Annotated in this window: 15 protein-coding genes; 3 read left to right on the top strand and 12 right to left on the bottom strand. The window is 64.0% G+C overall.

Annotated elements, in window-relative coordinates; translation table 11 throughout:
• Window positions 1-73: 73 nt before the first annotated feature.
• The 3 genes from parC to ACIROY_RS17130 form a co-directional block, all read right to left on the bottom strand.
• The gene (gene parC, locus ACIROY_RS17120) at window positions 74-2386 is read right to left on the bottom strand and encodes a DNA topoisomerase IV subunit A (protein WP_402276844.1); all 2313 of its coding nucleotides are present in this window, start codon (window positions 2384-2386) and stop codon (window positions 74-76) included.
• Between the two features lie 32 nt (window positions 2387-2418).
• Window positions 2419-3165 (bottom strand): lytic transglycosylase domain-containing protein, encoded by a 747-nt coding sequence (locus tag ACIROY_RS17125; protein ID WP_402342621.1) that lies wholly within the window; start codon window positions 3163-3165, stop codon window positions 2419-2421.
• A 105-nt stretch (window positions 3166-3270) separates the two neighbouring features.
• The gene (locus ACIROY_RS17130; protein ID WP_402276850.1) at window positions 3271-5259 is read right to left on the bottom strand and encodes a DNA topoisomerase IV subunit B; all 1989 of its coding nucleotides are present in this window, start codon (window positions 5257-5259) and stop codon (window positions 3271-3273) included.
• Between the two features lie 262 nt (window positions 5260-5521).
• Here ACIROY_RS17130 and ACIROY_RS17135 point away from each other — a divergent pair, with 262 nt between their 5' ends.
• Window positions 5522-6370 carry a hypothetical protein gene (locus ACIROY_RS17135; protein ID WP_402342623.1) on the top strand — a complete coding sequence of 283 codons (849 nt, stop codon included), beginning with the start codon at window positions 5522-5524 and terminating at the stop codon, window positions 6368-6370.
• 69 nt (window positions 6371-6439) lie between these two features.
• Window positions 6440-7120, top strand: coding sequence for a nitroreductase (locus ACIROY_RS17140; RefSeq protein WP_402342626.1), 681 nt, complete (start codon window positions 6440-6442; stop codon window positions 7118-7120).
• Between the two features lie 6 nt (window positions 7121-7126).
• Here ACIROY_RS17140 and ACIROY_RS17145 read toward each other — a convergent pair whose 3' ends face one another.
• The 9 genes from ACIROY_RS17145 to ACIROY_RS17185 form a co-directional block, all read right to left on the bottom strand.
• Window positions 7127-8293: an acetyl-CoA C-acyltransferase gene (locus tag ACIROY_RS17145; protein ID WP_402342629.1), complete on the bottom strand. Its 1167-nt coding sequence runs from the start codon at window positions 8291-8293 to the stop codon at window positions 7127-7129.
• Complete coding sequence (locus tag ACIROY_RS17150) at window positions 8290-9693, bottom strand: AMP-binding protein (protein WP_402342632.1); 1404 nt, start codon at window positions 9691-9693, stop codon at window positions 8290-8292. Before ACIROY_RS17150 ends, ACIROY_RS17145 begins: the two co-directional genes overlap by 4 nt.
• Window positions 9693-10286, bottom strand: a complete 594-nt coding sequence (locus ACIROY_RS17155) for a biotin transporter BioY (RefSeq protein ID WP_402342635.1) — start codon at window positions 10284-10286, stop codon at window positions 9693-9695. Before ACIROY_RS17155 ends, ACIROY_RS17150 begins: the two co-directional genes overlap by 1 nt.
• A gap of 32 nt (window positions 10287-10318) precedes the next feature.
• The gene (locus ACIROY_RS17160; protein ID WP_402342638.1) at window positions 10319-10912 is read right to left on the bottom strand and encodes a CbiQ family ECF transporter T component; all 594 of its coding nucleotides are present in this window, start codon (window positions 10910-10912) and stop codon (window positions 10319-10321) included.
• Window positions 10912-11709, bottom strand: a complete 798-nt coding sequence (locus ACIROY_RS17165) for an energy-coupling factor ABC transporter ATP-binding protein (protein WP_402342641.1) — start codon at window positions 11707-11709, stop codon at window positions 10912-10914. Before ACIROY_RS17165 ends, ACIROY_RS17160 begins: the two co-directional genes overlap by 1 nt.
• 147 nt (window positions 11710-11856) lie before the next feature.
• Window positions 11857-13209, bottom strand: a complete 1353-nt coding sequence (locus ACIROY_RS17170) for an amidase (protein WP_402342644.1) — start codon at window positions 13207-13209, stop codon at window positions 11857-11859.
• Window positions 13210-13229: 20 nt separating this feature from the next.
• Window positions 13230-13904, bottom strand: coding sequence for a DUF2848 domain-containing protein (locus tag ACIROY_RS17175; protein WP_402276874.1), 675 nt, complete (start codon window positions 13902-13904; stop codon window positions 13230-13232).
• Between the two features lie 90 nt (window positions 13905-13994).
• Window positions 13995-15254: an MFS transporter gene (locus tag ACIROY_RS17180; RefSeq protein ID WP_402277005.1), complete on the bottom strand. Its 1260-nt coding sequence runs from the start codon at window positions 15252-15254 to the stop codon at window positions 13995-13997.
• A gap of 409 nt (window positions 15255-15663) precedes the next feature.
• Entirely contained in the window at window positions 15664-16593 is a 930-nt protein-coding gene (locus ACIROY_RS17185) for a LysR family transcriptional regulator (RefSeq protein WP_402342647.1), read from the bottom strand.
• A 147-nt stretch (window positions 16594-16740) separates the two neighbouring features.
• On the opposite strand from ACIROY_RS17185, the gene ACIROY_RS17190 reads away from it, so the two are divergent.
• A complete protein-coding gene (locus tag ACIROY_RS17190; protein ID WP_402276880.1) occupies window positions 16741-17109 on the top strand; it encodes a glyoxalase in 369 nt (122 codons plus the stop codon).
• Window positions 17110-17201: the final 92 nt, after the last annotated feature.

The following is a 17201-nucleotide window of genomic DNA, read 5'->3' on the forward strand; positions in this document are numbered from 1 at the left end:
GACGCATCGCGAAAGATAAAAAAGATGCCGCATTGAGCGGCATCTTTTTTATTACTGCGTCTGACTTCGGTAACTACACCACCGCAGCCAGCGCCGTCGCCTTCAGCTTCGACTCGAGCGCCTTGCCCTTGCGTGCGCGCTTGCCGATATGCAGGCCCAGCGCGACGGCGGACAGCGTGACGTCTTGCGCCTTGCCGCCACGGCCGGTGCCGGACACCAGCACGCCCTTTTGCGTGATGGCCTGCGCTGCCAGCAGCTTCTCGTTCTTTTCCAGTTCCATCAGGATCACGCCGCGGCCGCCGCTGGCGAGGGTCTTGATCTCGTCCAGGCCGAACACCAGCAGGCGTCCTTGTCCCGACAGGCAGGCGATCGCACTGGCACCGGCCGGCATCGGACGTGGGGCCAGCGGCAGGTCGCCGTCGTCCAGCGTGATGAAGGCTTTGCCGCCCTTGACGCGGCTGAGCATGTCGCCGAGCTTGGCCGTGAAACCGTAACCGGCGTCGGAGGCCAGCAGCATTTGCGTATCGACCGGACCGGCGAAGTAGTGCAGCAAGCTGTTGCCGCTGCCGAGGTCGACCAGTGTGGTGATCGGCACGCCGTCGCCGCGCGCGTTCGGCAGCGAGTTGACGCCGACCGTGTAGATACGGCCGTTCGAGCCGAAGCCCAGCAGGTTGTCGACGGTGCGGCACTCGAACGCGCCGTACAGGCCGTCGCCGGCCTTGAAGGTGAATTGCGTCGCATCGTGACCGTGGCCGCCGCGGGCGCGCACCCAGCCCTTTTGCGAAATGATGACGGTGACCGGCTCGTCGATGACCTTTTGTTCGAGCACGGCTTTTTCGGCTTCTTCGATGATGGTGCGGCGGTCATCGCCGAACTGCTTGTCGTCGGCTTCGATTTCCTTGATGACCAGGCGCTTCATCGAGGATGGATTGTCGAGCAGGTCTTGCAGCGTCGATTTCTCGTTGCGCAGCTCAGCCAGCTCTTGTTGGATCTTGATGGTTTCCAGGCGCGCCAGTTGGCGCAGGCGGATTTCCAGGATGTCTTCGGCCTGGCGGTCCGACAGCTTGAACGCCTCGATCAGCGCCGGCTTCGGCTCATCCGATTCGCGGATGATGCGGATGACCTTGTCGATGTTGAGCAGGATCGCTTCACGGCCTTCGAGGATGTGGATGCGGTCCTCGACCTTTTGCAGCTTGAACTGGCTGCGGCGCGTGATGGTGACGAAGCGGAACGCAATCCATTCGCCGAGGATGTCGGTGAGACCCTTCTGGCGCGGACGACCGTCGCCGCCGATCATCACGAGATTGATCGACGAACTGGTTTCCAGGGACGTCTGGGCCAGCAGCGTGTTCATGAACTCGGTCTGGTCCTGGTTCTTGGACTTCGGTTCGAACACCAGGCGCACCGGCGCTTCGCGGCCCGACTCGTCGCGCACGGCATCGAGCATGGCAAGGATGCTTTGCTTCTGCGCCTGCTGTTCCGGCGTCAATGTTTTCTTGCCGAGCTTGATCTTGGGATTGGTCAGCTCTTCGATTTCTTCCAGCACCTTCTGCGACGACACGCCGGGTGGCAATTCGGTGATGACCGCCTGCCACTGGCCGCGCGCCATGTCTTCGATCTTCCAGCGCGCACGCACCTTGAGGCTGCCGCGGCCGCTCTGGTAAATCTCGGCGATGGTCGACGGCGGTGTGATGATCTGGCCGCCGCCCGGGAAGTCCGGGCCGGTGACGTGGGTCATCAGTTCAGCATGCGTGATCTTTGGATTGCGGATCATCGCGACGGCGGCGCGCGCCACTTCACGCAGGTTGTGCGAAGGGATTTCGGTGGCCATGCCGACCGCGATGCCGGAGGCGCCGTTGAGCAGCAGGAACGGCAGGCGCGCCGGCAGCAGCTTGGGCTCTTCGGTGGAGCCGTCATAGTTGGGCTGGAAGTCGACCGTACCCATGTCGATTTCATCGAGCAGCAGTTTACTGATCGGCGTCAGGCGCGCTTCGGTGTATCGCATTGCCGCAGCGCCGTCGCCGTCGCGCGAACCGAAGTTGCCCTGGCCGTCAATCAGCGGATAGCGCAGCGAAAAATCCTGCGCCATGCGCACCAGCGCGTCGTACACCGACTGGTCGCCGTGCGGATGCAGTTTGCCGAGCACGTCGCCGACCACGGCGGCCGATTTACGCGGCTTGGCGGTGGCGTTCAGGCCGAGTTCGTTCATCGCGTACAGGATGCGGCGCTGCACCGGCTTCTGGCCGTCGGCGACGTCGGGCAGGGCGCGACCCTTGACCACCGAAATGGCATAGTCGAGATAGGCGCGCTCGGCGAAGGTCGACAGCGTCAGCGATTCACCGTCGGGTGGCGCAGGTTGTTCAAACAGGTTGGCTTGTTCAGTCATGTGGCTGGGTTGCGTTGATGTCGTTTAGTGAATTATTCGAGGGACGTCGGCGGCGGCATGCTGCGCCGGCCCGGCAGGATGATTTCGACGCGGCGCGGTTTGTTGGTATCGGCGTTGCCGTTATTGTTTCCTGCACTGCCGCCCGGTTGGTACAACTGGTAGAACTGCGCCACCAGCTGGACGTAATTGCGAGTCTCGGGATACGGTGGAATCTGGTTGTTGTACTTCTGCACGGCGCGCTCGCCGGCGTTGTAAGAGGCGATCGCCAGCTCCAGCCGCTTCGGGAACAGCACCTGCAGGTCGCGCAGGTAGCGCGCCGCCAGGCGGATGTTGATGCGCGGATCGGTCAGTTTCTGCTGGATGGTCTTGCGGCGGTCGCCCTGCACGCCGTAGCGCTCGGCGGTCTCCGGCATGATCTGCATCAGGCCGATGGCGCCCTTGGGCGAGACGGCGCCTGGATTGAAGCCGGATTCGGCCGCCATGATCGCCTTCAGCAGGGCGGGGTCGACCGAGAATTCCTTGGCGCTCTGGTCCAGCATGGCTTCATACTTTTTCAGATTCGGATGCTGCAGCATCAGCTTCATCAGCGGCGACGACATGTTTCCCTTGGTCTCGACGCCGGGGATACCCTTGGCGATCTTGTCGGAGTCGAAGGTGGCGTCGCCGCGCATGAACAACTGATAGCGTTCGTCAATTTTTTCGGTCGACACATGCGCCATGCCTTCGGCGTCGATGTAGCCGTAGACGTCTGCGTGCGCAGACGCTGCGGTCAACGACATGCAAAACGCAGCCAAAACCGGCAACGCTCCCGAAAGGAAGCGGCGCCAGAGGCAGGGTTGAGAGATGTCGTTGCCGTTGTCCATCGTGTTGATTGCCTTGATGCTTTAAATATCCGCTTCCGCTTCGTTGCCGTGCTCTTCGATCCAGGCGCGGCGCGAGGCGGCTTCGCCCTTGCCCATGAGCATAGTGAAGCGCGCGTCCGAGGCAATCTGGTCCAGCTCGCCCAGGGTGACCGGCAGCAGGCGGCGGGTGTCGGGATTCATGGTGGTTTCCCACAATTGTTCCGCGTTCATTTCACCCAGGCCTTTGAAGCGCGAGATGCTCCACGCGCCTTCCTTGAGGCCGTCCTTGCGCAGCTTGTCTTCGATGGCTTCCAGTTCGCCGTCGTCCAGCGCGTACAGCTTCTGCACCGGCTTCTTGCCGCGTGCAGGCGCGTCGACACGATACAGCGGCGGACGTGCGATGCAGATGTGGCCGTGGTCGATCAGCTTGGGGAAGTGCTTGAAGAACAGCGTCAGCAGCAACACCTGGATGTGCGAACCGTCGACGTCCGCATCGGAGAGGATGCAAATCTTGCCGTAGCGCAGGCTGCTCAGGTCGGGGGTGTCGGTGTGAGCGTGCGGGTCGACGCCGATGGCCACCGCGATGTCGTGGATTTCATTGTTGGCGAACAGGCGATCGCGTTCGGTTTCCCAGGAGTTCAGCACCTTGCCGCGCAAGGGCAGGATCGCTTGAAACTCTTTATCGCGGCCCATCTTGGCCGAGCCGCCGGCGGAATCGCCCTCGACCAGGAAGATTTCGTTGCGAGTGATGTCGCTGGACTCGCAATCGGTCAGCTTGCCCGGCAATACGGCCACGCCGGAGGATTTTTTCTTCTCGACTTTTTGCGCCGAGCGCAGGCGGCTCTGCGCCTGCTTGATGACCAGGTCGGCCAGCTTCTTGCCGTATTCGACATGCTGGTTCAGCCACAGCTCCAGCGCCGGACGCGAGAAGGTCGACACCAGTCGCACGGCGTCGCGCGAGTTCAGGCGTTCCTTGATCTGGCCCTGGAATTGCGGATCGAGCACCTTGGCCGACAGCACGAAGGAGACGCGTGCGAACACGTCTTCCGGCAGCAGCTTGACGCCCTTGGGCAGCAGCGAATGCATTTCGACGAAGCTCTTGACCGCCGAGAACAAGCCTTCGCGCAGGCCGGATTCATGCGTGCCGCCGGCTGAGGTCGGGATCAGGTTGACGTAGGATTCGCGCACCACGTTGCCTTCTTCGGTCCACGCCACTACCCATGCCGCGCCTTCGCCTTCGGCAAAACCTTCGGCGTCGGGACCGGCGTATTGCTCGCCCTCGAACAGCGGGATCAGCGGATCGGCGCTGGTCGATTGCGCCAGCGATTCCATCAGGTAGCCGCGCAGGCCCTGGTCGTATTGCCAGGTCTGCACGTCGCCGGTCTTGCCGTTGATCAGCGAGACTTTGACGCCCGGCAGCAGCACCGCCTTGGAGCGCAGCAGGCGTTGCAGTTCCTGCTGCGAAATGGTGGGCGAGTCGAAGTACTTGGGATTCGGCCAAACGGAAACGCGGGTGCCGGACTTCTTGTCTTCGCGCGTGATCGGACGCGACTTCAGTTTTTCTATCAGGTCGCCGTCCGAGAACGCCAGTGTGTGCACTCCGGCTTCCCGCCAGACCGTGATTTCCAGACGCGAGGCCAGCGCATTGGTGACCGATACGCCGACGCCGTGCAAGCCGCCCGAGAAGGCATAGGCGCCGCCGCTGCCCTTGTCGAACTTGCCGCCGGCATGCAGGCGCGTGAAGACGATCTCGACCGTCGGCACGCCTTCTTCCGGATGCAGGCCGACCGGGATGCCGCGGCCGTCGTCCTCGACGCTGACGCTGCCGTCGGGGTTGAGCGTGACCATGATGTTCTTGGCGTGACCGCCCAGCGCTTCATCGGAGGCGTTGTCGATGACCTCTTGCAGGATGTGCAGGGGATTCTCGGTGCGGGTGTACATGCCCGGACGCTGTTTGACCGGTTCCAGTCCCTTGAGGACGCGGATGGATGATTCGCTGTAGTCGGACGGGGAAGTTTTTTTAGTTGCCATGCAGATGAAGGTCGAATCGGAATATCGGAGAGTCGGAGAATCGGATGATGAGGCGTAAGCGGCTGTTGCGCCGCCGAAGCTTTGCCAAATGCGCATTCTAATGAAAAATCGGCGACGGCAGGAAGTTTGCGGGCGGCGTTTGTAGATGGTTTGACAACTGTTCGCGACCGGCCAATTTGTTTCTGTACGGGAAAACGTACTCAAACGTGGTGTTATCCATCTTATTGGTGTAATTTGCCCGCAAATTCAGGGGGAGTGGCGCATGGATTGCATTTTTGATCAGGTTTTGTTCATTGAAGACGGCAAGGAAAAAGATCTGCTCGATCCAGCCCTTTATCCGTTTCTTTACAACAATCACGGCGAAGGCCGGCAATTGCAGCAGGCGCTGGGAACCCGCACCGACATCGCGCCCATCGATCCGGCGCTGCACGCGGGCGTTTCCTACGCCGATATCGGCCGCCGCACGCGCACCGTGACGCCAGATGAGGGCGCGCCGTACCAGATCGAGCAGTTCGACTTCCACGCGCATGAAGTGCACTACGAACCGCTGTGGGCGACCGAAGACAGCGCCCGCGCGTTTGGCGCGACGCTGCTGCGGGATGGACATTACGTTGAATTTCCCTTTTCGGGCCTGGTGATGGCCGACTACACCTACGGCATCTGGGCCGGTCATCAATCGCCTTACCTCGGGCACGGCCGCGGGCGCGAACTGTTGCCGATCAATCCGACCGACTTCGAGTATCACAACTTCCCGCACGTCTTCTTCTCGCGCGATCCGCATGTGCCGCTGGTGATCAGCGTGGCGCGCTGGCGTCCCTACGCCAACGAGATCGCGTTGGCCGACCTGTGGGTCGCGCCGGGCGACGCGCTGCTGCTGCCGCCCAAGCGCATGCCTCCCGCGCCCGCGCCAGGGCAAGATCCACGCAGCATCGTGCTCGACCTGCACGGCAACCGTAATTCCGCGCACGCCTGTCGTTACATCGACGGCAAGCAGCAGATCCGCACCACCACCATCCTCGGCAACCCCGCCACGATGTCGGCGCCGGATACGCGGCCGCATTATCACGAAGAGACGGCGCCGACGGTGCATGGGCGGTTGCTGCTGAAGTAGGACAGAGCGGCGCCGCTGCTGAATGCGCTATATTGGCGCCCACATCCACCGCCTCATCGACGTCACTCCATGTCCGACCAGAACTTTCCCTTCGCCGACCTGCTGACCCAGCGCAACTCCACGCGCCGCTTTCTCGACCGGCCTTTGCCGGACGGCACCTTGGCGGAGTTGCTGGCGCTGGCACGGCGTGCGCCCAGCGGCGCCAATCTGCAGCCGGGCGAATTCATTGCACTGGAAGGCGATGCGCGGGTGCGCTTGTCGGCGGCATTGGTGGACGCTTTCCGCGCGGGCAGGCAAGAGCCGGAAGATTATTCCTACTTCCCGCAACCGATGCCGCAGTCCTTGCGTCGCCGGCAGGTCGCAGCCGCCAAGGAACTGTACGGCGCCTTGCAGACCGGACGCGACGACCGCGCCGGGCGCGACCGGCAGTTCGAGCGCAATTTCAATTTCTTCGATGCGCCGGTGGCGCTGCTGGTGACGATCGATGCGCGCATGGGCAGCGGCTGCTACATGGATCTGGGCATGTGCCTGTACGGCCTGATGCTGGCGGCGGCAGCGCATGGGCTGGGCAGTTGCGCCATCGGCGCGCTGGCGTCGTATCCGGGGTTGATCCGCTCGGCGCTGGAGCTGGGCGACGAGAGCCACATCGTGTGCGGCATTGCGCTCGGCTACGCCGATCCGGATGCGGCGGAAAATACCGTGAGAACGGAACGCCTGAAGCCGGAAGAGTTTTTCAGAACCTTGCGCTAGCAGTCTTCAGCAACGTTCAACGACGGCGGCCGCGCCGAGGCCACCGGCCGCAGCAATCGCAGCCAGACCCACTGCACCGTGCGGCGCCTCCTGCTGCATGTCCGCCAATAATCTCACCAGACTGATTGCGCCCGATGCGCCGATCGGATGACCGCGTCCCAGTCCGCCGCCATGGCGATTGAGTTGCTCCGGGGAGATCTTCAACGCCTCGTAAAAAGCGATCGCCTGCGCGGCGAAGGCGTCATGCAATTCCACTCCCCACAGGTCGTCGATGCTGTTCGCGCCGCGCGCCAGCGCCGCCTGCGCGGCATCGATGGCGGCCAGCATCGGCGTTTCAGGCACGGCACCGACGCTGACGCCGGCTCGCCATGCGAAGTGCGGATGCAGGTTCAGGCGGCGTGCAGCGTCGCGCGTAGCGATTACCACGAAGGCGGCGCCGTCCGCGCTTGGCGAGATAGCGATGCGGCTGACGGCGTGACGTTGCCGGATCGCTTCATCGACGCGGCCGTCATCGGACACCGCGACCACCGGCATGCGCGCCAGATGACGCTGGTCGAGCGCGCGCGGGTAACTGTCCTGCGTTGCCGCGCCGACGGCGATGATTTCATTGTGGAGATGTGCGCGTGCAGCGACGGCGCGGGCGTGGCTTTGTACTGCCCAGGCGTCCTGCTGCTCGCGCGTGATGCAGGCCTTCAGTGCATGACGCGCGGCGGCCAGTAGCATACCGGGGTCGCGTGCCGGATCCGGCGCGAAGGCGGGGCTGTCGTAGGCGATCGCTGTTTCGCCCGCATGACGTGGACGGTGCTGGCGAATCGGCGCACGGCTCCATGCTTCGACGCCGCCGGCGATGACGACATCGGCGTTGCCGGCGGCCAGCATGCCGTGCGCGAGTGCGATGGCGTCGAGTCCGGCGCAGCATTGACTGTCGACCGACAAGGCTGGAATGCGGTCGGCGAAACCTGTGGCCAGCGCCAGCATGCGCGCGGGGTTGCCGCCTGCACCCATGGCGTTGCCGGCGATCACCGCGTCGACGGAGCCCAACGGGATGCCGAAGCGCTGCAGGATGCCTTGCGCCACGGGTGCGGCGATCTCATGCGCCTGCAACTGCGACAGCGCGCCGCCCAGCGGTGTCACCGCGCTGCGGCCCCAACCGAGGATGACGGCGTCATTCATAGCGTTGTCAGCGTCGGCCTGGCGGGATCGCCGAGCCGTTGCGCCAGTTGCTTGTGATCGGTCTTGCCGCTGGGCGTAAGCGGCCAGTCGCTGCAAGAGAGAAAGCGGCGCGGAATCTTGTAGGGTTCGAGGCGTTCGCGGCACCACGCGGTCAACGCTTCGGGGTCGATGTCTTCGTTCAGTTTCAGCAGCGCCACCACTTGCACGCCGCGCACCGCGTCCGCGATGCCTTGCACCGAGGCGGCAGCTACTGCCGGATGTGCGGCGAGCACGCTTTCGACTTCTTCCGGGAAAAGGTTTCTGCCATGCGCCAGCAGCATGCGTTGCTGGCGGCCCAGCAAATGCAGGCGGCCTTGCTCGTCGAGATGACCGACATCGCGCACCGACAGCCAGTTGCCGTCGCGCAGCAGCGCCGGTTGTTCGTCGCTGTCCCTGAGCGTGACGTAGTCGCTGAACACCATCGGACTGCGCACGTAAATCAATCCCGGCGTATCGGGAGTGGTCGCATCGATGCGTACCTCGACGTTGCGGAACGGCCGTCCGACGACGTGGTCGGGCAGGGCTGCATCGCTGTCGGTCCAGGCGATGAAGCTGGTTTCCGAGGCGCCGTAGAACTCGATGATGCGTGCCCGCGGAAACAGTTGTTGCAGTTCCGGCGTGCGGGCGCGATTCCAGGGCGCGCCGCCGATCATGAGCAACTGCACGCCGGGTAGGGGAGAAAGCTTGCGCCGCTGCGCCAGCTCCAGCATCAGGATCAATTGGCTCGGCACCGCCACCATCGCGCCGGCATCGCCGCGTGCCAGCGTATCGAGTGCAGGGCCCGGCGCGAAGCGCGACTGCAGTCGTACGCCCGCGCCGCTCCACAAGCCCAACAGTGCGCCGAACAAAAAGCTTGAATGCGACAGCCGCCCCGGTACCAGCATCGCGGCGGCAGCGCCCGGGCCGAAGCTTTCCAGGCAGATGTCGAAGCTGCTGGTCCACGAGCCATGGCTGCGGCGGAAGCCCTTGGGCAAGCCGCTGCTGCCGGAGGTGAAGCCGATATAGAACGGGGAAGAAGAAGTGGCTTCAGCCAGCGCAGCTTCAGCGCCGACCCCGGCCGCCACGCGCGCCAGGATCTGCTCACGCACCGCAGGCGGCCAGTCGGGATCGCTGACGGCCGCAGTGCGGCCGGCGACGAGGATGGCGAGGAAGCTGAGCAGTTGCGCGCCCGAGTCTGGAACATCGTCGACCCAGCAAACCGCGGAAGAATGAGATTGCCGCAACGCCGCCGCACGCGCAGCGACCTGCTGCGCCAATGCCGCGAAATCAAGACGGGTGACGCCGTCGTCGATCGCCACCGTGCGCGGCGTCGCTTCCGCCCAATGCGCCAGCGGCGCGTGGACGGTGTCGAACACAGGCATCAGTCGCGGTCCAGGCGCCAGGACGGCATGCCGCGCACGACGCTTTGCACGAGGATGGCGCAGACCGCGCACTTGACCAGATCGCCGGGAACGAAGGCCAGCACCGCCAGTGTCGCTTGCGTGGCGCTCAGGTGCGCCGCCAGCATGAGGCCGAGGATGCCGAAGAAATACATCACCACGATGCCGCCGATCAGCGACGACAGGAAGGCGGCGATCAGAAGGCCCTTGCCTTTGGCGTCCGGCATGCGCTTCATGAACTGGCGCATGGACACGCCGCAGACCACCGCGCCGAGCAGCCAGCCCAGCAGGAAACCGGCCGACGGCGCCACGAACACGGCGACGCCGCCGCGGCCGCCCGACAGCAACGGCAAGCCCAACGCCACCGCCACCAGGAACAGGCCGACGGTATAGAACGCACGCTTCGGTCCCAGCAGGCAACCGACCAGCATGATGCCCAGCGATTGCAGCGTGATCGGCACGCCGAACGGCAGGTCGATTTTGGGGATCAGGCCGAACACGGCGATCACGGCGGCGAACAGGGCAATATAGGAAAGCGAGCGGGTAGAGGTCATGGTTCCGGTAGTGGTCGTCATCGATGGATCTCTTCTGTTAAAAGGAAAAAAGTTTAGCCGCCCAGCCGCGTAGCGAGTGCATCGGCCACGCGTTCAGCGGTCTGCAGCGCGCGTATCGCCAGCGGCGCCAGCAGGCGCAGGCCGCCGCTGCGGCCGGTGCGGGCCCGATGGGCGTCGTCCAGGCGCTGCCATTGTGCATAAAAATTCTCGGCGAAGCGCAGCGTCAGTCCGATTGCCAGCGCAATGCGTCCGACCGGCAGGCCGAAACGGCGCAACGGCGACAGGATGGTCTCCAGCACGGTCAGCAAGTCGTCGAAGCGGGTCGTGATGGTCAGCATCAGCGCCAGCATGGCGGCGGCCATGATGCGCAGCGCGCTGATCAGTCCGATGGTCGGATTACCCATCGCCCAGTGAAAACCGGCGATCAGCGCCGACGCAATCAACAGGCCGCGCAGCATGCGCCACTGGCGCCAGCCGGCCGGACCGAGCGAGGCGTACAACGCCAGCACCACCGCCGCGGCGATGGCAATGCCGCGCACGTCGGCGGTCAGCATCAGCACGGTGCCGCCGAGCGACAGCGCGACCAGCTTGAGCCAGGCCGGTACGCCGTGCAGCCAGGTGCGCCGTGTCGAATAGAGGCTGCGCATTACGTCGCGTCGGCCTGCGCCGCGTGTTGCAGCACTTCTTGCAGGACTTCTGCGGTGGAATTCAGGACGGCGCGCTCGCGTACGTCCCTCGCGTAAGCGGCGCAGACGTCGCGGCCCGGACCGTCGCCGCGCAACTTGCCCTGTTCCAGCCACAGCACGCGTTCAAAGTCCTGCACGTGCTCCAGCAAATGCGTCGACAGGATGATTTGCTGGCTGGTCGCGGCGATCTGCGCCGACAGGCGCAACTGGCTCGGCAGGTCCAGCGCGGAATAAGGTTCGTCCAGCAGCAGCGTGGCCGGCGTGGTGATTTGCAGCGCCATCAGGCAAACCTGCTGGCGCTGGCCCTGGCTCAGTTCGCCGACGGCGCGATCGGCCCAGTCGGGCAGGCCGCGCGCGGCGAGGAAAGCACGCGCCTGTTGCCGCGCCTGCGGCTTGCCGATACCGGCTGCGGTCAGGCTGAAGGCCAGCTCTTCGGCTACCGTCGGGAAAATGATCTGGTCATCGGGATTCTGGAACATCAGGCCGACGTGCTGCGGCAGCTTGCGGCGCTCACTCGCCTCGTCGGTGCGGCAGCCGTGCACGCTTACGCGCCCGCTCTGCGGCTGGTCGAGTCCGCAGATCAGACGGAACAGGCTGCTCTTGCCGGCACCGTTGTCACCGACCAGGCCGATGCGCTGCTCGGTCAGGTGCAGGTCGATCTGTTCCAGCACGACGCGGTCGCCGCGCGCAAGCGTGGCCGATTCGAGCCGGATGCCGGGCGTTGCAGCACCCGCGGGAGGCAAAGTTTTCAGGGTCATAAGGTAATTCGGCCTGTGTCTGCCGTAGGGCCGCCATTATATGACAGTGAGGAGGGCGCGACGGCGGGCTTGCCTGAAGGAAACGGCGGGGCTCGTCCATGCCGGACGGAGCAGAAACAAAAAAGCCGGCTTGCACCGGCTTTTTCTTTACGACTTCAATGCAGTTTCCACCGCCAGCGCCATCGACAGCAGTCGCTGATCATGGCTGCCCGGCGCCGCCAGGCTCAGGCCCACCGGCGCGTTGCCGGGTACATGGCAGGGCAACGATATGGCGCAGCCGTCGAGGAAGTTGATCATGGTCGGATTGCGCAGGATCAGGCCGTTGGCGGCGTAGTAGGCGTCGTCGCTGGCTTGCAGGTCGACGATCTTCGGCGCGACGATCGGTACCGTCGGCATGATCATCGCGTCGAAACCGGCCAGTTGACGTTCCACTGCGGCGATCCAGCGGCGGCGGCTGTGGATGACGTCGAGCAGGTCGGCGGCGCCCATGTCCTTGCCGCGCTTGATGCGCGACACCACGCGCTGGTCGTAGGCCGCTTCGCGCTCGGCGATCAGCTTGCGGTGCCAGGTCCAGGCTTCGGCGGCGGTGAAGCCGCCCTTGGCGTTGATGGAGGCCAGCTCGCTGAAAGCGTCGATCTTGCTTTCGACGATCACGGCGCCTGCTGCCGACAGACGCGACAGTGCCGTTTGCAGGGCGGACGCAACCTGTTCGTCGATGCCGTCCAGCACCACGTTGGTCGGCATCAGCAGGCGCAGGCCGCGCAGCGGATGTGCGACCGGCGCGACATAGGTTTCCCCGGCCAGCACCGCATCCATCTTGGCGCAGCACGTGACCGTCGGCGCCATCGCACCGATCGAGTCTAGGTATTCGGACAGCGGCAACACGCCTTGCATGGAAACGCGGCGCGCGGTCGGCTTGAAACCGGTGAGGCCGCACAGCGCCGCCGGAATGCGGATCGAGCCGCCAGTGTCGGAACCGACGCCGGCTACGGCCATACCATCTGTTACCGAAATCGCTGCACCGGACGACGAGCCGCCCGGAATGCGGCCGCCGTCAATCTCACGCTGCCACGGATTGCGCGGCGTGCCATAGTGCGGATTGATGCCCAGGCCGGAGTAGGCGAATTCCGTCATGTTGGTGCGACCGACGATTACCGCGCCGGCGGCGATCAGGCGTTGCACCACCACGGCGCTCTCGGTCGCTGCAGGATAGCCGCGCAAGGCGACCGAGCCGGCCAGCGTGGTTTCGCCGGCGACGTCGAACAAGTCCTTGATGGAGACCGGCAGGCCGTCGATCGGTGAGCGCGTCAGGCCCGCTGCGCGCAGCGTGTCGGAGGCGCTGGCGGCGGCGCGCGCGCTGTCGGCGTAGAGCCGGGTGAAGACGCGCGCGCCTTCGCCGTCGGCTGCGGCGGCGAGGTCGAGGGCGCGTTCGGTCAGTTCGAGCGAGCTGCTGCGGCCGCTGCGCAGGTCTTCGCTGTGTTGGTGCAGGCTGGGGATCATGGCGTCAGGTATAAAAGTGATCAGGCTACTTCGGCAAGGATTTCCGATTCATAGGAGTGGCGCAGCGAACGCTGGCGACGCGGGTCGAACAACTCCATCGTGAACGAGGTCGCCGGACGGATGCCGCCGATGGCGCCGACCGTGCCGCAGGTCATGCCGCTGCCTTCGGGCAGGATGTCCTTGCCGCCTGTGAAGCCGGCGATGAGGTCTTGCGGCGTACGCAGGCTGGCCAGCGTGCCTTCCTGGTACAGCACTTCCTTGCCGTCTTCCTTGATCCAGGAACGGATCACCAGCTCATCCCAATAGTCGGCCACGTCGGCCAGTTTCCAGGCGGCGGCGGCCACGGGTTTGATGCAGGCTTGCTTGGAGAACGCCACGCTGTGGGCTTCCAGCTTGCGGTCGGTGTGGTCGGAGGCGATGCTGACATACAGTTCGCCGCCGGCGTTGAAGACGAAGGTCTCGACTTCGCCCGACGACTCGGCGCCGAGCACCTGCACCGTCGCCGATTGCGTGAGCTGGTTGCTGGCCACGCGGTAATACAGAGGCACCGCGCTCGGGCGCGGAATGCCCAGGGCGGCCAGTTCTTCGATGTGGTGCTCGATGGCGGCCAGGTCGCGACCGGCCCAGCCGGCGATGATCAGGTTGTCGATGTCGACGTTGAGGGTTGCTGCGTCAGTGTGGAAAGAGAGTTTCATAAGGCTGCTTCAGGTACGTGAATAAAGGGTGCGCCGCCGGGGCAGAAATGCAGGAACAGAATGGCGGCGCAGGGACAACTCAAAAATTGATCAGGCTTGCGTTTTCTTGACGAAGACGACCACCAGGAAGCTCGCCAAAAATTCCAGCGCGGCGACGAAATACAGGCCGGAGGACAAGGAACCGGTGCTGGTCTTCAGTGCGCCGATCATGTAGGGCGCGACGAAGCCGGCCAGGTTGCCGATCGAGTTGATCAGCGCGATGCCGCCTGCGGCTGCGGTGCCTGCCAGGAATGCCGCGGGGATCGACCAGAACACCGGGAACGCAGCCAGGATGCCGATGGCGGCGAGCGTCAGCGCGCACAGCGCCATGACGGCGTTACCCAAGGCGAGGCCGGTCAGGATCAGGCCGATGCTGGCGATCAGCGTGGCGATGGCGCTATGCATGCGGCGCTCGCCGGTCTTGTCGGAGTGGATGCCGTTCCAGATCATGGCCAGTGTGCCGGCGATGAACGGGATGGCGGAGATCAGGCCGATCTGCAGGTTGCCCTTGACGCCGATCTCCTTGATGATCGACGGCGTCCAGAAGGCGATGGTGGCATTGCCGCTGACCACGCAGAAATACACGGCGGCGCACAGCCACACGCGGTAGTTGCTACAGGCGTCCTTGAACGACAGGTGCTTGCTGGCGGAGGTATTTTCGGCGACCAGCGCCTGGGTGACGGCTTGCTGTTCAGCGACCGAGAGCCACTTGGCATTGGCTGGCTTTTCCGGCAGGTAGAGCAGCACGAAGACGCCGGCGATCAGCGAAGGAATGCCTTCCAGGATGAATAGCCATTGCCAGTTGGCGAGATGGCCGACGCCTTCCATCTGGCTCATGATGGTGCCTGCGATCGGACCGCCGACGGCGCCGGCAATCGCGAACGACGTCATGAACAGGCCGTTGACGCGGGCGCGGCGCTGCGCCGGGAACCAGTAGGTCAGGTACAACACGACGCCGGGGAAGAAGCCGGCTTCGAACACGCCCAGCATGAATCGCAGGATATAGAACGTCATCGGTGTGGTGACGTAGGCCATCGCCATCGAGGCCAGGCCCCACAGGATGGTGATGCGCGCCAGCGTCTTGCGCGCGCCGATTTTTTCCAGCAACAGGTTGCTCGGGACTTCAAACAGGAAGTAGCCGATGAAGAAGATGCCGGCGCCGAGGCCGTAGATTGCTTCCGAGAATTGCAGGTCCTGCAGCATCTGCAGCTTGGCGAAGCCGACGTTGACGCGGTCGATCCAGGCCAGCACGAACAGGAAGACCAGGAAGGGGATCAATCGCCAGGCGATTTTTTTATAGGTGACTTCCATGTCCACCGCCGCCCCGGGCGTGTAAATGGAATTCCCTGTCGGGGATGTTGCCGATGTCGAGGTCATGCTTGCCTTCTCCTGCTTTTGAGATTGATTGAGCGGTCGCTTCATTCTCACAGCACGAGAACATGCAGGACATGGAAATGTCTCGGTGAAATCGTGGCTGGAAAATGCCTGGCGGAAATCTGTCGTCTATCTTTGCGCCGGCATGTGCATCCGGCGCCATGAACGATCTTGTGATCTTGTGTGAATTCAGTATGCGTAGCGAGGGCAGCGCTGTCCAACAAGAAATTGTTGGCGCACATGATTGGAAAATCTTATGAGCAAAAATGGGTGGGGCGCTGCGCTCTTGTGGTGCTGCGACGCAAAACGCGTGCAGGCCTTGCCGGCGCTGACTTGGGGGTGGTGGCTACTGCGCCTGCGACGGCAACCGCGCGATCTCGTGTCCCCAATTGAGTGCGAAGTCGGCGGCGGTTTCCTGGGCGATGCGGGCTACGGTTTCGGTCAGCGGGTTCTCATTGTCGGAACGGAAACAGGCCAGCATCACCAGCGCCGGGAACTCGACGTCGACTCGCAGCGTATGCAGGATTTCTTCATTGAGCTCGCGCTGGATGATCGCCGGCGGCACCGCCGCCACGCCGAAACCGTCGGTGACCAGCCGGATCATGGTGGCGACCGAGGCGATGCAATTGACATGGAGTGCGCCGCGTTCGCTGCCGGAAAACAAACGCTCGATCACGGCATGCGGACCCGAGTTGCGCGCGAAGCTGATGATGGGGAAGGTCGCCAGGTCGGACAGGCTCAGCGTTTCGCTGCCGATGTTGAGCTTGGGGCTGCCGACCCAGCGCATCGGAAATTCGCACAGGTTGATGTTGGTGATGTGGGTGCCGACCACCGGCTCGGCCTGCAGCACGATGTCGAGGTTGCCCTTGCTGAACTGTTCGCGCAGATGAATGGTGGTGTCGCTGGCGATCTCGATCTGCAGACGCGGGAACATCTTGTGCACGCGCCCGAGGAAATCCGGGAACCAGCTGTGCACGATCGATTCGATCACGCCGATGCGGATCACGCCGGCATAGACTTGCTTGTCGGACATGTCGTCCTTCATCTCGCGCATCAGCTTGACCATGCGTTCGGCATACACCAGCGCCTTGCTGCCATCGGTGGTCAACGTCACTTCGCGCGCGCCGCGATCGAACAGGCGCACGCCGAAATCCTGCTCCAGCGTGGCGATGCGGCTCGACACCGCGGCTTGCGTGGTGTGCAGGCGCTCGGCGGTCAGGCGAAAATTTTTCAGCTTGGCCAGCCAGACGAAGGTTTCGAGGAAGCGGATGTTCATGGCCGTCATTCTCTCAAAGCCGCAGCTATTAAGCCAGCAGGCAATCCTGCCAGTGTTTTCGGTGTCGCCAGCGGCGCTTGCGGCGAAGGGATAGAATCCTCGCAGACTACTTCCGCAGCCAGCCTGCCGCCAGCAAAGAGGATTTCCATGCCAGTCACCGCCATCGATCATATCCAGCTCGCCATGCCCGTCGGCGGCGAAGACGCCGCGCGGCGCTTCTTCGGCGGCATCCTCGGCATGCCGGAGTTGCCCAAGCCGGCCGCCTTGCAGGCGCGCGGCGGTCTGTGGTTCCAGTGCGGCGTGCTGCAACTGCATCTGGGTGTCGACCAGGATTTCCAGCCGGCGCTGAATGCCCATCCCGGTCTGATCGTCGATACCCTGGCGCCGATGATCGTGACGCTCAAAGAGGGTGGCTTCCCGGTGCAGGAGGACGCGCCGATTCCCGGGTTTATCCGCATCTATACCGCCGACCCGTTCGGCAATCTGATCGAATTGCGCGAAGTTGTGCCGCGCTGAAGCCTGTTGCGGCATCGCCTCATCCCACCCCGTAAATAATTTCCTGTTGTTCCCGCTTGGACGGCCGTCGTTCTGCTTCACTGCAGCATGAC

The sequence above is a fragment of the Herbaspirillum sp. NPDC101396 genome (assembly GCF_044767365.1).
Classification (GTDB): domain Bacteria; phylum Pseudomonadota; class Gammaproteobacteria; order Burkholderiales; family Burkholderiaceae_D; genus Herbaspirillum.